13 protein-coding genes, 1 tRNA gene and 1 pseudogene are annotated in these 17,913 nt (G+C 47.8%); 8 read left to right on the forward strand and 7 right to left on the reverse strand.

Going from position 1 to position 17,913, the window contains the following annotated elements:
• Positions 1-101 precede the first annotated feature (101 nt).
• Both dsdA and FQ015_RS05935 read right to left on the reverse strand, forming a co-directional pair.
• Positions 102-1,430, reverse strand: a complete 1,329-nt coding sequence (dsdA, locus tag FQ015_RS05930) for a D-serine ammonia-lyase (protein ID WP_039020913.1) — start codon at positions 1,428-1,430, stop codon at positions 102-104.
• Positions 1,431-1,447: 17 nt separating this feature from the next.
• A pseudogene (locus FQ015_RS05935) lies at positions 1,448-1,630 on the reverse strand (GntT/GntP/DsdX family permease); the annotation flags it as partial.
• Between the two features lie 256 nt (positions 1,631-1,886).
• Here FQ015_RS05935 and FQ015_RS05940 point away from each other — a divergent pair.
• Complete coding sequence (locus FQ015_RS05940) at positions 1,887-2,882, forward strand: LacI family DNA-binding transcriptional regulator (RefSeq protein ID WP_001354799.1); 996 nt, start codon at positions 1,887-1,889, stop codon at positions 2,880-2,882.
• A 7-nt stretch (positions 2,883-2,889) separates the two neighbouring features.
• On the opposite strand, the gene cscA is transcribed toward FQ015_RS05940, so the two are convergent.
• The gene (gene cscA, locus FQ015_RS05945; protein ID WP_000194536.1) at positions 2,890-4,323 is read right to left on the reverse strand and encodes a sucrose-6-phosphate hydrolase; all 1,434 of its coding nucleotides are present in this window, start codon (positions 4,321-4,323) and stop codon (positions 2,890-2,892) included.
• Positions 4,324-4,538: 215 nt separating this feature from the next.
• On the opposite strand from cscA, the gene FQ015_RS05950 reads away from it, so the two are divergent.
• Together FQ015_RS05950 and FQ015_RS05955 are read left to right on the forward strand one after the other, a co-directional pair.
• The gene (locus FQ015_RS05950) at positions 4,539-5,453 is read left to right on the forward strand and encodes an aminoimidazole riboside kinase (protein ID WP_001274880.1); all 915 of its coding nucleotides are present in this window, start codon (positions 4,539-4,541) and stop codon (positions 5,451-5,453) included.
• Positions 5,454-5,524: 71 nt separating this feature from the next.
• A complete protein-coding gene (locus FQ015_RS05955) occupies positions 5,525-6,772 on the forward strand; it encodes an oligosaccharide MFS transporter (RefSeq protein ID WP_001197033.1) in 1,248 nt (415 codons plus the stop codon).
• Positions 6,773-7,207: 435 nt separating this feature from the next.
• Here FQ015_RS05955 and FQ015_RS05960 read toward each other — a convergent pair.
• Both FQ015_RS05960 and FQ015_RS05965 read right to left on the reverse strand, forming a co-directional pair.
• Positions 7,208-7,282, reverse strand: a tRNA-Arg gene (locus FQ015_RS05960).
• A gap of 75 nt (positions 7,283-7,357) precedes the next feature.
• The gene (locus tag FQ015_RS05965) at positions 7,358-8,290 is read right to left on the reverse strand and encodes a formate/nitrite transporter family protein (protein ID WP_000368131.1); all 933 of its coding nucleotides are present in this window, start codon (positions 8,288-8,290) and stop codon (positions 7,358-7,360) included.
• A 293-nt stretch (positions 8,291-8,583) separates the two neighbouring features.
• Between FQ015_RS05965 and mlaA the strand changes: the two genes are divergently transcribed.
• The gene (gene mlaA, locus FQ015_RS05970) at positions 8,584-9,339 is read left to right on the forward strand and encodes a phospholipid-binding lipoprotein MlaA (protein WP_000776770.1); all 756 of its coding nucleotides are present in this window, start codon (positions 8,584-8,586) and stop codon (positions 9,337-9,339) included.
• Positions 9,340-9,520: 181 nt separating this feature from the next.
• On the opposite strand, the gene FQ015_RS05975 is transcribed toward mlaA, so the two are convergent.
• Together FQ015_RS05975 and fadL are read right to left on the reverse strand one after the other, a co-directional pair.
• Positions 9,521-10,780, reverse strand: coding sequence for a hypothetical protein (locus FQ015_RS05975; RefSeq protein WP_160523831.1), 1,260 nt, complete (start codon positions 10,778-10,780; stop codon positions 9,521-9,523).
• Between the two features lie 366 nt (positions 10,781-11,146).
• Complete coding sequence (gene fadL, locus FQ015_RS05980) at positions 11,147-12,487, reverse strand: long-chain fatty acid transporter FadL (protein ID WP_004017164.1); 1,341 nt, start codon at positions 12,485-12,487, stop codon at positions 11,147-11,149.
• A 371-nt stretch (positions 12,488-12,858) separates the two neighbouring features.
• Here fadL and FQ015_RS05985 point away from each other — a divergent pair, with 371 nt between their 5' ends.
• The 4 genes from FQ015_RS05985 (at position 12,859) to sixA (ending at position 17,467) form a co-directional block, all read left to right on the forward strand.
• A complete protein-coding gene (locus FQ015_RS05985) occupies positions 12,859-13,143 on the forward strand; it encodes a YfcZ/YiiS family protein (RefSeq protein ID WP_135492858.1) in 285 nt (94 codons plus the stop codon).
• A gap of 181 nt (positions 13,144-13,324) precedes the next feature.
• Entirely contained in the window at positions 13,325-14,635 is a 1,311-nt protein-coding gene (fadI, locus tag FQ015_RS05990) for an acetyl-CoA C-acyltransferase FadI (RefSeq protein WP_032303470.1), read from the forward strand.
• Positions 14,635-16,779 carry a fatty acid oxidation complex subunit alpha FadJ gene (fadJ, locus tag FQ015_RS05995; protein WP_160523832.1) on the forward strand — a complete coding sequence of 715 codons (2,145 nt, stop codon included), beginning with the start codon at positions 14,635-14,637 and terminating at the stop codon, positions 16,777-16,779. The genes fadI and fadJ overlap by 1 nt, the downstream gene beginning before the upstream one ends.
• Positions 16,780-16,981: 202 nt before the next feature.
• Complete coding sequence (gene sixA, locus FQ015_RS06000) at positions 16,982-17,467, forward strand: phosphohistidine phosphatase SixA (RefSeq protein WP_001195813.1); 486 nt, start codon at positions 16,982-16,984, stop codon at positions 17,465-17,467.
• The last annotated feature ends 446 nt before the right edge of the window (positions 17,468-17,913 follow it).

Here is a 17,913-nt window from a genome sequence, read left to right on the forward strand (position 1 = left end):
AAGACCGCGGAATTTTGAGCCTGCACCATCACTTTATATGGATATTATCAGGCAGCATCGCTCACCCACGGAAAGGATGGCGATGCTGCGGTGAAACGTTATTAACGGCCTTTAGCCAGATATTGCTTCATCTCTTCTTCCGGCACCATTCCACCTCCTGTCGCCCACACCAGATGAGTGGCATTACGCAGTTGTTCTGCGCTGAAACCGTGCATCTGTTGGTAACTTACTGATGCACACACGCGCTGAGGTCCGGCCATACCCGCCAGTGCCGAAGGTTCAAGACGAATACCTTCTTCCTGCGCCAGCCAGCCAAGCATGTCATACATGGTTTGATCGCTAAGGGTATAGAAACCATCCAGCAGACGCTCCATTGCCCGCCCGACAAAGCCTGATGCGCGACCAACAGCAAGGCCATCCGCTGCGGTAAGGTTGTCGATACCAATATCCTGAACAGAAATCTGATCGTGTAATCCTGTATGGACGCCTAACAGCATACAAGGGGAGTGCGTTGGTTCGGCAAAAAAGCAGTGAACATGATCGCCAAATGCCAGTTTAAGCCCGAATGCGACGCCACCAGGACCACCGCCAACACCACACGGCAGATAGACAAACAGAGGGTTATCAGCATCGACAATACGACCTTGCTCGGCAAATTGCGCTTTAAGACGCTGGCCTGCGACGGAATACCCAAGGAACAACGTGCGGGAATTCTCGTCATCAATAAAGAAACAGTTCGGGTCAGACTGCGCGGCTTTACGTCCTTCCTCGACGGCAACACCATAATCTTGCTCATATTCCACGACCGTAACGCCATGGCTGCGCAGTTTCGCTTTTTTCCATGCCCGGGCATCAGCAGACATATGTACTGTCACCTTAAAGCCAATGCGGGCGCTCATAATGCCGATTGATAACCCCAGATTTCCGGTTGAGCCCACAGCAATGCTGTATTGGCTAAAGAACTGCTTAAACTCCGGAGAAAGCAGTTTGCTGTAGTCATCTTCAAGCGTCAGCAACCCTGCTTCCAGAGCCAGTTTTTCTGCATGTGCCAGGACTTCATAAATCCCGCCGCGTGCTTTTATGGAGCCGGAAATAGGCAAATGGCTATCTTTTTTCAGTAACAGTTGCCCGCTGATCGGTTGCTGATATTCCTTTTCCAGCCGTTTTTGCATAGCCGGAATGGCAACCAGTTCTGATTCAATAATCCCTCCAGAGGCAGCCGTTTCAGGAAATGCTTTTGCCAGATAGGGGGCAAAACGAGATAAGCGCGCATGGGCGTCTTGAACATCCTGTTCGGTCAGGCCAACATAAGGTAAACCTTCAGCCAATGAGGTCGTGCCAGGATTGAACCAGGTGGTTTCTTTAAGAGCAACCAGATCCTTTACCAACGGATACTGGGCGATGAGCGAGTTCATTTTAGCGTTTTCCATAGTACGTCTCTTTGCGCTTAGATGATAAATGACAGCAGGAATGTGCCCGCCAGAGCGACGACTGAAGCGATAAATGTCGCTGTCGTATAGTATTTATATGTTTCACTGAGCGTAGCGCCGCAAAATTGTTTCATCAGCCAGAAAAACGAGTCCGTAACGATCGTGCAGCCAATCGCAATAATTTCCGGGCTGATGTCTGGTTACAGCCACAGCACAATGATCCATATTTATATTTTTTCTCCGGGTGGGTGATGCCAGTCGGCATGTTTTACCTACTTGTCTGCATGGTGACTCGTTGGCGAGAACAGAGGCGGAATTGGTTACAATTGTCCGGGAATTCTTGTTATTTTTTACTGTATTGTCGTGTCGGGTGATAGGACGTTAAGAATATCGCTGGATCTCGCCAGTGACGTCTGTTTCTGCTACAGTGCCCGTTTTACGGCAAACGGCTTGGGTATGGCTTCATTAAAGGATGTCGCACGCCTGGCGGGAGTGTCGATGATGACTGTCTCCCGGGTGATGCATAATGCAGAATCTGTGCGTCCTGCAACGCGTGACCGCGTATTGCAGGCAATCCAAACCCTGAATTATGTTCCTGATCTTTCCGCTCGTAAGATGCGCGCTCAGGGACGTAAGCCGTCGACTCTCGCCGTGCTGGCGCAGGATACTGCTACCACTCCTTTCTCTGTTGATATTCTGCTTGCCATTGAACAAACCGCCAGCGAGTTTGGCTGGAATAGTTTTTTAATCAATATTTTTTCTGAAGATGACGCTGCCCGCGCGGCACGTCAGCTGCTTGCCCTCCGTCCGGATGGCATTATCTATACTACAATGGGACTGAGGCATATCACGCTGCCTGAGTCTCTGCATGGTGAAAATATTGTATTGGCGAACTGTGTGGCGGATGACCCAGCGTTACCCAGTTATATCCCTGATGATTACACTGCCCAATATGAAGCAACACAGCATTTGCTCGCGGCGGGCTATCGTCAACCGTTATGCTTCTGGCTACCGGAAGGTGCGTTGGCAACAGGGTATCGTCGGCAGGGATTTGAGCAGGCCTGGCGTGATGCTGGACGAGATCTGGCTGAGGTGAAACAATTTCACATGGCCATAGGTGATGATCACTACACCGATCTCGCAAGTATACTCAATGCCCACTTCCAGTCTGGAAAACCAGATTTTGATGTTCTGATTTGTGGTAACGATCGCGCAGCCTTTGTGGCTTATCAGGTTCTTCTGGCGAAGGGGGTACGTATCCCGCAGGATGTCGCCGTAATGGGCTTTGATAATCTGGTTGGCGTCGGGCATCTGTTTTTACCGCCGCTGACCACAATTCAGCTTCCACATGACATTATCGGGCGGGAAGCTGCATTGCATATTATTGAAGGTCGTGAAGGGGGAAGGGTAACGCAGATCCCTTGCCCGCTGTTGCTCCGTTGTTCCACCTGATATTATGTTACCCCAGTTGCCAGAGTGCTCCATGTTGCAGCACGGCCACTCCGTGGGCGGCATAGAGCGACAGTTCCCGTTCTTCTGGCTGCGGATAGATTCGGCTACTCATCACAGCTTCCCCGTCGTTAATAAATACTTCCACGGATGATGTATCGATAAATATCCTTAGGGCGAGCGTGTCACGCTGCGGGAGGGGAATACTACGGTAACCATCTAAATTCTCGTGTGGGTAATACCGCCACAAAACAAGTCGCTCAGATTGGTTATCAATATACAGCCGCATTCCCGTGCCGAGCTGTAATCCGTAATGTTCGGCATCGCTGTTCTTCAGAGCCCAGTGCAACTGAATCTCAACCGCTTGCGCGTTTTCCTGCAAAACATATTTGTTGCTGATTGTGTGGGGAGAGATTGATTGATGCTGCTGGCGTAACGACTCAGCTTCGTGTACCGGGCGTTGTAGGAGTTTGCCATTGCTCTCTGAAAGCTCGCGCGCCAGCGTCATGCAGCCTGCCCAGCCTTCACGTTTTGAGGGCATTGGCGATTCCCACATATCCATCCAGCCGATAACAATACGCCGACCATCCTTCGCTAAAAAGCTTTGTGGTGCATAAAAGTCATGCCCATTATCAAGTTCAGTAAAATGCCCGGATTGTGCAAAAAGTCGTCCTGGCGACCATATTCCGGGTATTACACCACTTTGAAAGCGATTTCGATAATTGTATCCCTCGGCATTCATTCCCTGCGGGGAAAACATCAGATAATGTTGATCGCCAAGGCTGAAAAAGTCCGGACATTCCCACATATAGCTTTCACCCGCATCAGCGTGGGCCAGTACGCGATCGAAAGTCCATTCACGCAATGAACTGCCGCGATAAAGCAGGATCTGTCCCGTGTTGCCTGGGTCTTTCGCCCCGACTACCATCCACCAGGTGTCGGCTTCACGCCACACTTTAGGATCGCGGAAGTGCATGATTCCTTCTGGTGGAGTGAGGATCACACCTTGTTTCTCGAAATGAATACCATCCCGGCTGGTAGCCAGACATTGTACTTCACGAATTGCATCGTCATTACCTGCACCATCGAGCCAGACGTGGCCGGTGTAGATAAGTGAGAGGACACCATTGTCATCAACAGCACTACCTGAAAAACACCCGTCTTTGTCATTCTCGTCTCCTGGCGCTAGCGCAATAGGCTCGTGCTGCCAGTGGATCATATCGTCGCTGGTGGCATGTCCCCAGTGCATTGGCCCCCAGTGTTCGCTCATCGGGTGATGCTGATAAAACGCGTGATAACGATTGTTAAACCAGATCAGGCCGTTTGGATCGTTCATCCACCCGGCTGGAGGCGCGAGGTGAAAATGGGGATAAAAAGTATTCCCCCGGCGCTCGTGAAGTTTTGCTAGTGCGTTTTGCGCCGCATGCAATCGAGATTGCGTCATTTTAATCATCCTGGTTAAGCAAATTTGGTGAATTGTTAACGTTAACTTTTATAAAAATAAAGCCCCTTATCTTTATAAATGTGATTAATATCACAAATGTTAACGTTAACTATGACGTTTTGTGATCGAATGTGCATGTTTTAGTAAATCCATGACGATTTTGCGAAAAAGAGGTTTATCACTATGCGTAAGTCAGATGAATTTGAGGGAAAAAAATGTCAGCCAAAGTATGGGTTTTAGGGGATGCGGTTGTCGATCTCTTGCCTGAATCAGACGGGCGCCTACTGCCTTGTCCTGGCGGCGCGCCAGCTAACGTTGCGGTGGGAATCGCCAGATTAGGCGGAATAAGTGGGTTTATAGGCCGGGTGGGTGATGATCCTTTTGGCGCGTTAATGCAAAGAACGCTGCTAACGGAGGGAGTCGATATCACGTATCTGAAGCAGGATGAATGGCACCGAACATCCACGGTGCTTGTCGATCTGAACGATCAGGGGGAACGTTCATTTACGTTTATGGTCCGCCCTAGTGCCGATCTTTTTTTAGAGACGACTGACTTGCCCTTCTGGCGACATGGCGAATGGTTACATCTCTGTTCTATTGCGTTGTCTGCTGAACCTTCGCGTACCAGCGCATTTACTGCGATGACGGCGATCCGGCATGCCGGAGGTTTTGTCAGCTTCGATCCCAATATTCGTGAAGATCTGTGGCAAGACGAGCATTTGCTCCGCTTGTGTTTGCGACAGGCGCTACAACTGGCGGATGTCGTCAAGCTCTCGGAAGAAGAATGGCGACTTATCAGCGGAAAAACACAGAACGATCGGGATATATGTGCTCTGGCAAAAGAGTATGAGATCGCCATGCTGTTGGTGACTAAAGGTGCAGAAGGGGTGGTGGTCTGTTATCGAGGACAAGTTCACCATTTTGCTGGAATGTCTGTGAATTGTGTCGATAGCACGGGGGCGGGAGATGCGTTCGTTGCCGGGTTACTCACAGGTCTTTCCTCTACGGGATTAGAGACCGATGAGAGAGAAATGCGACGAATTATCGATCTCGCTCAACGTTGCGGAGCGCTTGCAGTAACGGCGAAAGGGGCAATGACAGCGCTGCCATGTCGACAAGATCTGGAATAGTGAGAAATAAACGGCGAGGCCGTTCTTGTCTCTGAATAGGACGTGAATATTTTAACGACAGGCAGGTAATTATGGCACTGAATATACCATTCAGAAATGTGTACTATCGTTTTGCATCCAGTTACTCATTTCTCTTTTTTATTTCCTGGTCGCTGTGGTGGTCGTTATACGCTATTTGGCTGAAAGGACATCTAGGGTTGACTGGGACGGAATTAGGTACACTTTATTCGGTCAACCAGTTTACCAGCATTCTATTTATGATGGTCTACGGCATCGTCCAGGATAAACTCGGTCTGAAGAAACCGCTTATCTGGTGTATGAGTTTCATCCTGGTCTTGACCGGACCGTTTATGATTTACGTTTATGAACCGTTACTGCAAAGCAATTTTTCTGTAGGTCTAATTTTGGGGGCGCTCTTTTTTGGCTTGGGGTATCTGGCGGGCTGCGGTCTGCTTGATAGCTTCACCGAAAAAATGGCACGAAATTTTCATTTCGAATATGGAACAGCGCGCGCCTGGGGATCTTTTGGCTATGCGATTGGCGCGTTCTTTGCTGGCATATTTTTCAGTATCAGTCCCCATATCAACTTCTGGTTGGTTTCGCTATTTGGCGCTGTATTTATGATGATCAACATGCGTTTTAAATATCAGGATCAGCAGTGCGTAGCGGCAGATGCGGGAGGGGTAAAAAAAGAGGATTTTATTGCAGTTTTCAAGGATCGAAACTTCTGGATTTTCGTCATATTTATTGTGGGGACGTGGTCTTTCTATAACATTTTTGATCAACAGCTCTTTCCTGTTTTTTATGCAGGTTTATTCGAATCACACGATGTAGGAACGCGCCTGTATGGTTATCTCAACTCATTCCAGGTTGTACTCGAAGCGCTGTGCATGGCCATTATTCCTTTCTTTGTTAATCGGGTAGGGCCAAAAAATGCATTACTTATCGGTGTTGTGATTATGGCGTTGCGTATTCTTTCCTGCGCACTGTTCGTTAATCCCTGGATTATTTCATTAGTGAAGCTTTTACATGCCATTGAGGTTCCACTGTGTGTCATTTCCGTCTTCAAATACAGCGTGGCAAACTTTGATAAACGCCTGTCGTCGACGATCTTTCTGATTGGTTTTCAAATTGCCAGTTCGTTGGGGATTGTGTTGCTTTCAACGCCGACTGGAATACTTTTTGACCATGCAGGTTACCAGACGGTTTTCTTCGTAATTTCGGGTATTGTCTGCCTGATGTTGTTATTTGGCATTTTCTTCCTGAGTAAAAAACGTGAGCAAATGGTGATGGAAACGCCTGTACCTTCTGCAATATAGACGTAAACTCTTTCCGGTTGTTGTCGATAGCTCTATATCCCTCAACCGGAAAATAATAATACCAAAATGCTTAGCGCGGCTAATAATCGCCTAATCCAAACGCCTCATTCATGTTCTGGAACAGTCGCTCAAATGTACTCAGGATACGCGGTTCGTTGATTTCCAGGAAATTGTCGTAATTCAGCGACCTGTCCCGTGTATCACGGGCCTGCTAATCCATCAAGGAATGCATTGCGGAGTGAAGTATCGAGTCAAGCCAGATTTCGCGATCAGGATTCTGTGTGATGATTACATTGCCAGGCCCGGGGCTGTTTAGTCATCGCCGCACAGTGCTGAGATTTCAACCTGTTGCAGGGAAAATGAGTAGATTTAGGGCAAGTGTGCTGCCAAACCCAACTTTTACGCGGGGAAGGTAGATTTCGTTGGAAGGATAAATGGTGTCCCCTGCAGGAATCGAACCTGCAATTAGCCCTTAGGAGGGGCTCGTTATATCCATTTAACTAAGAGGACAATGCGGCATGAGTATACCCGCTAATGCTCAGCGGGGTAAGTACACTGCCGCTCGATTGCTTAAACCCTCGCCATTTATGCCGGGTTTTTATCATTTTTCTTAATGTTTTCCGCACGTTCTGCTTTTTGTCGTGCTTCTGCTTTGCGCTTGTTGCTCATGTCGTTACGGATCTGTGCATGACTCATTAACGCGAAGATAAAGGTGCCGCCGCAGATGTTTCCTGCCAGAGTAGGTAACGCGAAGGGCCAGATGAAATCGCTCCAGTGCAGCGTGCCGTTAAATACCAGATAGAGGATTTCTACAGAACCGACAACGATGTGGGTGGTGTCTCCGAGGGCGATAAGCCAGGTCATTAATATAATCACTACAATCTTTGCCGCACCCGCTGCAGGAAACATCCATACCATAGTGGCGATCAGCCAGCCGGAAATGATCGCGTTGGCAAACATCTCACTGGGGGTGTTCTTCATCACATCCATGCCGATTTTTACAAATGCATCGCGAGTTTCTTCATTAAAGATAGGCATATATTCAAATGCCCACGCCGCAATACCTGTCCCGAGAATATTCCCCAGCAGCACGACGCCCCATAACCGCATAAGTAAGCCGACGTTGCTCATTGTCGGTTTTTGCATGACGGGTAGTACCGCAGTCACGGTGTTTTCGGTAAATAATTGCTGGCGGGCCATAATGACGATAATAAAGCCAAAGGTATAACCGAGATTCTCCAGCAAGAAACTGCCCGGCACGCCTTCCAGTTCGACATGAAATATCCCTTTTGCCAGTAGTGAAGCGCCCATCGACAGACCCGCCGCAATGGCTGACCACAGTAGCGCCATTGCGTCGCGTTCCAGCTCTTTTTCACCATCCTGGCGGATATGTTCATGAATTGCCATCGCCCGGGAGGGGAGTCGGTCTTCATCTATTTCTATTTTTTTGCCGCGTTCTTTTTCTTCGCTCTCAACTTCAATTTCGTCGCTGTGTTGATCAATTTTGTCGTTGTCCATGGTCTCTTCTCTTGAATTAGCACGTATAGCTAAAGCGTAGCGGCTTTTTTGCTCGCAACTGGCGGGAGTTACTCTGAAAATGTAGAAAAGGCTGTGTTTGCCTTTTTCTGTTTCTATAGAATCAAGTAGCCTACAGGGCGTCGATTACCAGGCTATGATCAAATCAGCAAATCAGGGCGTCTGGACATCAGTTGACGTGCTGTTACAATCGCCCACACCTAAACAGGCGGATACGGTATCGTTCCGTCATGGATGGCAAACTGCATAAGCCATAAAAAAACAGGGAGACATTTATGAAGCTTCGCCTGTCGGCGCTTGCTCTTGGAACTACGCTTCTGGTGGGGTGTGCGAGTTCCGGTACAGATCAGCAAGGGCGTTCTGACCCATTAGAAGGGTTCAACCGCACCATGTACAACTTCAACTTCAATGTATTAGACCCGTATATTGTTCGACCGGTCGCAGTCGCCTGGCGTGATTATGTTCCGCAACCGGCGCGTAACGGTTTGAGCAACTTTACCGGCAACCTTGAAGAACCTGCGGTGATGGTTAACTACTTCTTGCAGGGCGACCCTTATCAGGGGATGGTCCACTTTACCCGCTTTTTCCTGAACACTATTTTGGGGATGGGCGGCTTTATTGATGTTGCGGGGATGGCGAACCCGAAACTGCAACGGACTGAACCTCACCGCTTCGGTAGTACGCTTGGTCATTATGGCGTGGGGTATGGGCCGTACGTACAATTACCGTTCTACGGAAGCTTCACGCTGCGTGATGACGGCGGTGATATGGCGGATGGTCTTTACCCGGTACTTTCCTGGCTGACCTGGCCGATGTCCGTGGGTAAATGGACGCTTGAAGGTATCGAAACCCGTGCGCAACTGCTGGATTCCGACGGCCTGCTGCGTCAGTCGTCCGACCCATACATTATGGTGCGCGAAGCGTACTTCCAGCGTCATGATTTCATCGCCAATGGCGGCGAACTCAAACCGCAGGAAAACCCGAACGCGCAAGCGATTCAGGATGAGTTAAAAGATATCGATTCTGAATAAGAAACAAATAAAAAAGGTGAGTCGCAAAACTCACCTTTTTTGTTGTTATCCCTCAATTACCACAAGTAAAAGGAGACAAACCAACAATGACCCGGACGAAATTATGTAAAAATACTGATGTTCGTCACTGACTGTTTCCGATATTCAGACGTTGAAAAATCAAAAAACTGGACAAATAATTTTAATTATCATCAAAATTAACACCCAACGCAGATAGTTGTTTAATTTCACTTTGATATTTCATCTGGCGATTTTGAAGTCTTTTTTCAACTTTATCTTCGATTTCCTTAAACTGTTTATATTCATTTTGAGAATTGTCAACGTCAACTTCGTTAGCGAATAAAGTAGAAATTATTTCTTTTACATTATCGCGTCTAAATTTTGCATCGTCCACTTGAAAATTGTATCTTATTGCTCGACCTAAACGTTTAAAAACTTCGTTAGGTTCTCTCAGTCTTTCCCCGTTGAGCTCGTTTACAACCTGATGATCGGAACCTGTTGCGAATGATTCTGCCATGATAGCTTTACTGCTTTCAAACCACGCTGAAGCATTCCTGGCGTTTTTACTACAATATTGGGTGAGACTATCACCATCAATACGAATTCCTCTTTGAATGTGGTAGTCGTCCTGATCGTAGTAACCGAGAGATAAGTAATCATTTCCGTTTTTATTTTTAATTACAATAGCGAGAGAGTCGCCTTTTTTATCTTTACCGTACCAGGTAAATAAGTCCGTTGGTTCGCTTTTCCCGCTCTCATCAAATTTCGTTACCGTATGTCTGAGTTTGTGCGATATTTTATCGAAGATAAAACCAGGATTTCCATCATATATTTCTTTTATTGCGCTGAAGATCATTTCCTTGTTATGGATATCATGAGTATTCTCTACTACATTTTTACTGATGATGGTTTGACCGACTTTTTTGTTTTCATCGTTTGCAGGTGATTTTGTTGGTTCTTGATTATTAATACTAATAGTAACATCCTCTGTGTCATTGGTGTCAATGTCAAAACCATCATCAATACCTTTAACAATAATACCATCATCAGTATATTCAGCATTATTTATATCATCATGAGTCTTCTCAACTATGTTGTCATTAATGATAGTACGGACGAGTTCTTTGTCTTTATAGTTCGCAGATAATTTTATTGGTTCTTGGTTGTCGATACCAATAGTAATATAGTCTGTATCATTGGAGCCAATATCAATATAAGTAACTGAGGAATTATTGATAATTATTCTATCAGGTTCACCGGTTCCTCGTATGGCATTTTTTATAAGCTCAAGTAGATGTTTAATACAGGTACTTATTCCTTCCTTGCCATTAAAAAGGTTTTTGAACTCTTGTACTAATCCATTAACTTCATTATTGTTATTTTCATTGGTGGATTCTGTGTAAGTAGGGCAGGTATTGTTGATTGAAACAGATGGTAGCATGATTTTATTCCACGTTGATTGATTTGTTGCAAATATATATTACCTGATAAAATAGACTATCAAAAAACGCTCATTTATTTAGAACCTATCTTTAATTTGAGTGTATGAGCGCATAATAGCCAGGGTGGTTTGAGTATCCTGGAAATTCAGAAAAGTAAACTCATTGAGAAGGACGAGCAGAACGCCTGATAATATGCCTTTCCCTTCAGGCCTGTCTGTGGATAACGCTTACAGATTTGCAAGGGCAAGCTGCCATCAGGCTGTTTGCAAAACTCAGGAGGCAAGCAATGAGGAAACTACTTTCGGTGAAGAGAGGGAGTTAAAGTCACCTGCATAGCAGGTGACTTTAACTAAGCTAACGCGTTATCAGAACGCGTAGTTAAAGTTCGTCCCGAACAGCCAGGCTTTACCTTCAGACTCGAACTGATATGGCCCTTCGTTAATTTTCACGCTCTGGCCGTGCATATAAGAAACACCAACGTCGACTGAAGCATCTTTATTAAATGCGTAAGTCGTACCTGCACTCAGCCAGAAACGGTCCTGGTCCGGAATGGAGATAGAACGATTCTGTGCCGGAACTGGGCTGTCATCGAAGGCGATACCGGTACGGAAGGTCCAGTTATCATCGTAGTAATAAGTGGTACCCAACGCGATGCGGTAAGCATCTTTAAAGCCTTCATGTTTCTGGAACAGCGTGTCGCCACTCGTTGAGGTCGCTTTCAGTTGCTGGAACTGACTCCAGCTGGTGTAAGCCAGGCTATAGTGAATTGCCCACTGCGGATCAACACGGTTATAACCCGACACTTCCCACATTTCAGGCAGGTTCAGCGTCAGATAACCCGACTGCGTTGCGCCACCTGTCGCGGTAGGAATTGGCAAACCGTAGTTATTAAAAGCCGGGTTAAGATCGCTGCTGTAGTTACCCTTGAAGTCAATTTTCACTTCAGAGCGGTAGGTCAATGCGTAGCGGTTGTTTTTATCCAGTTCGTACAGGATCCCGGCGTTCCAGCCAAAGCCCCACTGGTTACCGTTCAGGTGAGCGATTTTGGTATTACTGTCGATGCCGTTGGCGGTAGCTGCTAATGCTTGCCCCTGAGGAGTCTGCCAAGCAGGAGATTGCTTAATCTGACCAGCCACCAGTTGCCCCAGATCGCCTGCAAAACGTTCAATTTTCGCACGAGCGTAGACGGCGTTGAAACCGAGACCAAAGCTCCATGCATTATTTAAGCGATATGCACCGCTTAAGTTCAGGTTCATGGTTTCAAGGTCGGTGGTACCACCGACAGAACCGCCTGCATAAGTATCGTTAAACTCTGTTGCCAGGCCATAGTTAGAGGTAATAGAAGCCCCCCAACCAAATTGGTCGTTAATCGGTGCAACAAAGTGCATGTTCGGAACCCATGCCGTAGGCGCGATATTATCGGCTTTCAGGCTACGACCAGACGGAGACGTTCCGCTGATATTTACGTCCGGATCTATATAAACCGCACCCGCAGAAAATGTCGGGCGGTCAAACATGGTAATCAACGCGGGGTTACGGCTGACGTTACCTGCATCATCGGCAATAGCGCCTTCCCCTGAATAAGCCCGGCCTAGGCCAGAGGAAGAAAATTCGTTTAACTGAAAGCCTGCCGACCAGGCCTGGGTGGAGATAAGTGCCACTGCGACTGCGATAGCAGACTTTGTAAACAGGGTTTTCTGGCTCATGACCATAACCTCAATGATTTATTTTTATACAAACTATGTTACGTACTGTAACAGGAGCGCGAAGTGTAGGGTCTGAGGTACATCTTAGAAATCAGACCAGTGGCGAGAGTATAGGTCGGACCAGATGGAATGTTGCAAGTATGTTTCTATATTTTTTCAAATATGATCTAAGAAACGCGATCCAGCTGGCAAAATTTGGAGGTGGCGCACTCATGGATTCGGGTGAATTTTGTTTTAGATCATTTTTAAGTGTGATTTCGGTCACTTATCCGATTTTGCAGAATTAACAACTGGAGCAGTACTTTCCGGAAGCGTAAAATATCCCCAACGTTTATCTGGCACCTTAGGTGCACATACAGAGGAAATCAACGATGAGTAAATGTAGTGCTGATGAAACCCCGGTTTGCTGCTGTATGGATGTTGGCACCATTATGGACAACTCCGACTGCACCGCGTCTTACAGCCGCGTGTTTGCAAACCGCGCAGAAGCAGAACAAACGCTGGCGGCGCTGACTGAAAAAGCCCGTAGCGTTGAATCCGAACCTTGCAAAATCACCCCGACTTTCACTGAAGAGTCTGACGGTGTGCACCTGGATATCGATTTCACTTTTGCCTGCGAAGCTGAAATGTTGATCTTCCAGCTGGGTCTGCGTTAATTCCTCTCGGGTATATACGCCCCTGTCAGTTCCTGGCGGGGGCGTTTTTATTTTCTCTTCCTCTTTTCTCTCTGTGTCATAGCTCCCACTTTCCCTTTTCTCCACTTGGCTAAATGTAAAAAAATGGTTAAGACTATGATCAGGTCAGACCACTTTATTTATTTTTTTACAGGGGAGTGTTATGGGTCAGGTTTTACCGCTGATTACCCGCCAGGGCGATCGTATCGCCATTGTTAGCGGCTTACGTACGCCTTTTGCCCGTCAGGCGACGGCTTTTCATGGCATTCCCGCTGTTGATTTGGGGAAGATGGTCGTAGGCGAATTGCTGGCACGCAGCGAGATCCCCGCCGAAGTGATTGAACAACTTGTTTTTGGTCAGGTCGTACAAATGCCTGAAGCCCCCAACATTGCGCGTGAAATTGTTCTTGGCACCGGAATGAATGTCCATACCGATGCTTACAGCGTCAGCCGCGCTTGTGCTACCAGTTTTCAGGCGGTTGCAAACGTCGCCGAAAGCCTGATGGCGGGAACTATTCGTGCGGGGATTGCCGGCGGGGCAGATTCCTCTTCCGTATTGCCCATTGGTGTTAGTAAAAAACTGGCGCGCGTGTTGGTGGATGTCAACAAAGCCCGCACGATGAGCCAACGACTGAAACTTTTTTCTCGCCTGCGTTTGCGTGACTTAATGCCCGTACCGCCTGCGGTGGCGGAGTATTCCACAGGCTTGCGGATGGGCGACACCGCCGAACAAATGGCGAAAACCTACGGTATTACTCGCGAACAGCAAGATGCGCTGGCGCACCGTTCACATCAGCGTGCTGCTCAGGCATGGTCAGAAGGTAAACTCAAAGAAGAGGTAATGACCGCCTACGTTCCTCCTTATAAACAACCGCTCGCGGAAGACAACAATATTCGCGGCAATTCCACGCTTGCTGATTACGCAAAGCTGCGTCCGGCGTTTGATCGCAAACACGGGACGGTAACGGCAGCAAACAGTACACCGCTGACCGATGGCGCAGCGGCGGTGATCCTGATGACTGAATCGCGGGCGAAAGAATTGGGCCTGGTGCCGCTGGGATATCTGCGTAGCTACGCATTTACCGCTATTGATGTCTGGCAGGACATGTTGCTCGGCCCGGCCTGGTCAACGCCGCTGGCGCTGGAACGCGCTGGATTGACGATGGCCGATCTGACATTGATTGACATGCACGAAGCCTTTGCCGCCCAGACGCTGGCTAATATTCAGTTGCTTGGCAGCGAACGTTTTGCGCGCGACGTACTGGGGCGTTCCCATGCTACTGGTGAAGTGGACGATAGTAAATTTAACGTGCTTGGTGGTTCCATTGCGTACGGGCATCCCTTCGCAGCGACTGGAGCGCGGATGATTACCCAGACATTGCATGAGCTTCGCCGTCGCGGTGGTGGATTTGGTTTAGTGACCGCCTGTGCTGCGGGTGGGCTTGGCGCAGCAATGGTTCTGGAGGCGGAATAATGGAAATGGCATCAGCTTTTACTCTTAATGTTCGTCTGGACAACATTGCAGTCATCACCATCGACGTTCCCGGTGAGAAAATGAATACCCTGAAGGCGGAGTTTGCCTCGCAGGTGCGCGCCATTATTAAGCAACTTCGCGAAAACAAAGAATTACGTGGAGTTGTATTTATCTCAGCGAAACCGGACAACTTTATCGCCGGAGCAGACATCAACATGATCGGCAACTGCAAAACGGTGCAAGAAGCGGAAGAGCTGGCGCGGCAGGGGCAACAGTTAATGGCGGAGATTCATGCTCTGCCTGTTCCGGTTATCGCGGCTATTCATGGCGCTTGCCTGGGGGGCGGGCTGGAACTGGCACTGGCGTGTCATGGCCGCGTCTGCAGTGACGATCCTAAAACGGTGCTTGGCTTGCCGGAAGTTCAGCTTGGATTATTGCCAGGTTCAGGCGGCACCCAGCGTTTACCGCGCCTGATAGGTGTCAGCACAGCATTAGAGATGATCCTCACTGGAAAACAACTTCGGGCGAAACAGGCATTAAAGCTGGGGCTGGTGGATGACGTCGTTCCGCAATCCATTTTACTGGAATCCGCCGTTGAGTTGGCAAAGCATGATCGACTATCTTCCCGCCCGCTACCTGTACGCGAGCGCATTCTGGCGGGGCCGCTAGGTCGTGCACTGTTGTTCAAAATGGTCGGCAAGAAAACAGAGCAGAAAACTCAGGGGAACTATCCGGCGACAAAACGCATTCTTGAAGTCATCGAAACCGGATTAGCGCAAGGCACCAGCAGCGGCTATGACGCGGAAGCCCGTGCCTTTGGTGAACTGGCGATGACACCACAATCGCAGGCTCTGCGTAGTATCTTTTTTGCCAGTACGGAAGTGAAGAAAGATCCCGGCAGTGATGCGCCGCCTGCGCCATTAAACAGCGTGGGGATTCTCGGTGGTGGCTTGATGGGGGGCGGTATTGCTTATGTTACTGCTTGTAAAGCGGGCTTGCCGGTCAGAATTAAAGATATCAACCCGCAGGGCATAAATCATGCATTGAAGTACAGTTGGGATCAGTTGGAGGGCAAAGTGCGCCGCCGACATCTCAAAGCCAGCGAACGTGACAAACAGCTGGCATTAATTTCGGGAACAACGGATTATCGCGGCTTTGCCCATCGTGACTTAATTATTGAAGCGGTGTTTGAAAATCTCGAATTAAAACAAAAGATGGTGGCGGAAGTAGAGGAAAATTGCGCCACTCATACCATCTTCGCTTCGAATACGTCATCTTTACCAATTAGTGATATTGCCGCTCACGCCTCGCGGCCGGAGCAGGTTATCGGTCTTCATTTCTTCAGCCCGGTAGAAAAAATGCCGCTGGTGGAGATCATTCCTCATACGGGGACCTCGGCGCAAACCATCGCTACAACGGTAAAACTGGCGAAAAAACAGGGAAAAACGCCAATTGTTGTGCGTGACAAAGCCGGGTTTTATGTCAATCGCATTTTAGCGCCTTACATCAATGAAGCTATCCGCATGTTGACTGAAGGTGAACGTGTTGAGCATATCGATGCCGCACTGGTCAAGTTTGGTTTTCCGGTGGGACCAATCCAACTTTTGGATGAGGTAGGAATCGATACCGGGACTAAAATTATTCCTGTACTGGAAGCCGCTTATGGAGAACGTTTTAGCGCGCCTGCAAATGTTGTTTCTTCAATTTTGAATGACGATCGCAAAGGCAGAAAAAATGGTCGGGGTTTCTATCTTTATGGGCCGAAAGGGCGTAAAAGCAAAAAACAGGTCGATCCTGCTATTTATCCGCTGATTGGCGCGCAAGGGCAGGGGCGACTCTCCGCACCGCAGGTTGCTGAACGGTGTGTGATGATGATGCTGAATGAAGCTGTACGTTGTCTGGACGAGCAGGTTATCCGTAGCGTGCGTGACGGGGATATCGGCGCGGTATTTGGAATTGGGTTTCCGCCGTTTCTCGGTGGCCCATTTCGCTATATCGACGCTCTCGGTGCGGCAGAAGTGGTTGCAATAATGCAACGTCTGACCGCGCGGTACGGTTCTCGTTTTACCCCTTGCGATCGTTTAGTTGAGATGAGCGAGCGTGGGGAAAGTTTTTGGAAAACAACTGCAACTGACCTGCAATAAGAAGGTCAAAGTTATATGAATCCGCGCTGAATGGCGGAGCGTTGGTCAAAATGTAAACGCATATTGACTATACTTACGCCATTGAGGTAAAAAACAGCGTTTCATTCGGTGAATGGATAAGGCACAATGCCGGCCACCGTCGTGTTTCTCTGGTTTCAGATGAAACACGACGGGCGAATCTGGTTAACAAAAGCGGTGCAATATGCAAGTTTTTATCATGCGTCACGGCGACGCAGCCCTCGATGCCGCCAGTGATTCGGTTCGTCCTCTGACCACTAATGGTTGTGACGAATCTCGCCTGATGGCGAACTGGCTGAAAGGTCAAAAAGTGGAAATCGAACGTGTTCTGGTGAGCCCGTTCCTGCGAGCCGAGCAAACACTGGAAGAAGTGGCGGATTGTATGGACCTGCCTTCCAGTGTGGAAGTTCTGCCTGAGCTAACGCCCTGTGGCGATGTTGGTCTGGTCAGTGCGTATCTCCAGGCACTGACCAACGAAGGTGTCGAGTCGGTACTGGTTATCTCCCACTTACCATTAGTCGGGTATCTGGTTGCCGAGTTATGTCCGGGCGAAACGCCGCCTATGTTTACCACTTCAGCGATTGCCAGCGTTACACTTGATGAAAGTGGAAACGGTCAATTCAACTGGCAGATGAGCCCGTGTAATCTGAAGATGGCAAAAGCAATTTAAAAGCTCATATGCCCGGTTGCGTACGCGTATACCGGGCAAATTTTTTCTGTCCTAATTGTGATCATATTTTACATATCACGAATTTTATTATCTTTCTTGTTATTGAAACTGGTAATAACACAGTGGAATAATGGTTTTGTATCTTGAATATATATTAATTAATTTAATTGAGATTTAATCTTATCAATAAATAATTGCAAAATCATTATAAATTATCTCAGTGGTTTTTATATTCAATGCATTCACATTGATTATGATGTCTTTTCTTTTTTTTGATAATGCGCATGTTTTTTTATTGAAAAGCGAGTGAGATATTCTGGTTGTGTATTGATTAATTAAATCTACATAAAGTCTTTAAGTATTGCTACATTGATTATTTTTAAGGATAAGACCAACATAACGACACACCAGAGAATATCTATTTACATTCTATGATTATTTTGGAC

It is taken from the genome of Escherichia sp. HH26CH, assembly GCF_009820205.1.
GTDB lineage: Bacteria > Pseudomonadota > Gammaproteobacteria > Enterobacterales > Enterobacteriaceae > Escherichia > Escherichia coli_F.

Coding starts and splice junctions, on each gene's coding strand:
- fadL (WP_004017164.1), bottom strand. CDS start 12,487: ATGAGCCAGAAAACCCTGTTTACAAAGTCTGCTATCGCAGTCGCAGTG.
- sixA (WP_001195813.1), top strand. CDS start 16,982: ATGCAAGTTTTTATCATGCGTCACGGCGACGCAGCCCTCGATGCCGCC.
- FQ015_RS05965 (WP_000368131.1), bottom strand. CDS start 8,290: ATGGACAACGACAAAATTGATCAACACAGCGACGAAATTGAAGTTGAG.
- FQ015_RS05940 (WP_001354799.1), top strand. CDS start 1,887: ATGGCTTCATTAAAGGATGTCGCACGCCTGGCGGGAGTGTCGATGATG.
- dsdA (WP_039020913.1), bottom strand. CDS start 1,430: ATGGAAAACGCTAAAATGAACTCGCTCATCGCCCAGTATCCGTTGGTA.
- cscA (WP_000194536.1), bottom strand. CDS start 4,323: ATGACGCAATCTCGATTGCATGCGGCGCAAAACGCACTAGCAAAACTT.
- FQ015_RS05985 (WP_135492858.1), top strand. CDS start 12,859: ATGAGTAAATGTAGTGCTGATGAAACCCCGGTTTGCTGCTGTATGGAT.
- FQ015_RS05975 (WP_160523831.1), bottom strand. CDS start 10,780: ATGCTACCATCTGTTTCAATCAACAATACCTGCCCTACTTACACAGAA.
- fadI (WP_032303470.1), top strand. CDS start 13,325: ATGGGTCAGGTTTTACCGCTGATTACCCGCCAGGGCGATCGTATCGCC.
- mlaA (WP_000776770.1), top strand. CDS start 8,584: ATGAAGCTTCGCCTGTCGGCGCTTGCTCTTGGAACTACGCTTCTGGTG.
- FQ015_RS05955 (WP_001197033.1), top strand. CDS start 5,525: ATGGCACTGAATATACCATTCAGAAATGTGTACTATCGTTTTGCATCC.
- fadJ (WP_160523832.1), top strand. CDS start 14,635: ATGGAAATGGCATCAGCTTTTACTCTTAATGTTCGTCTGGACAACATT.
- FQ015_RS05950 (WP_001274880.1), top strand. CDS start 4,539: ATGTCAGCCAAAGTATGGGTTTTAGGGGATGCGGTTGTCGATCTCTTG.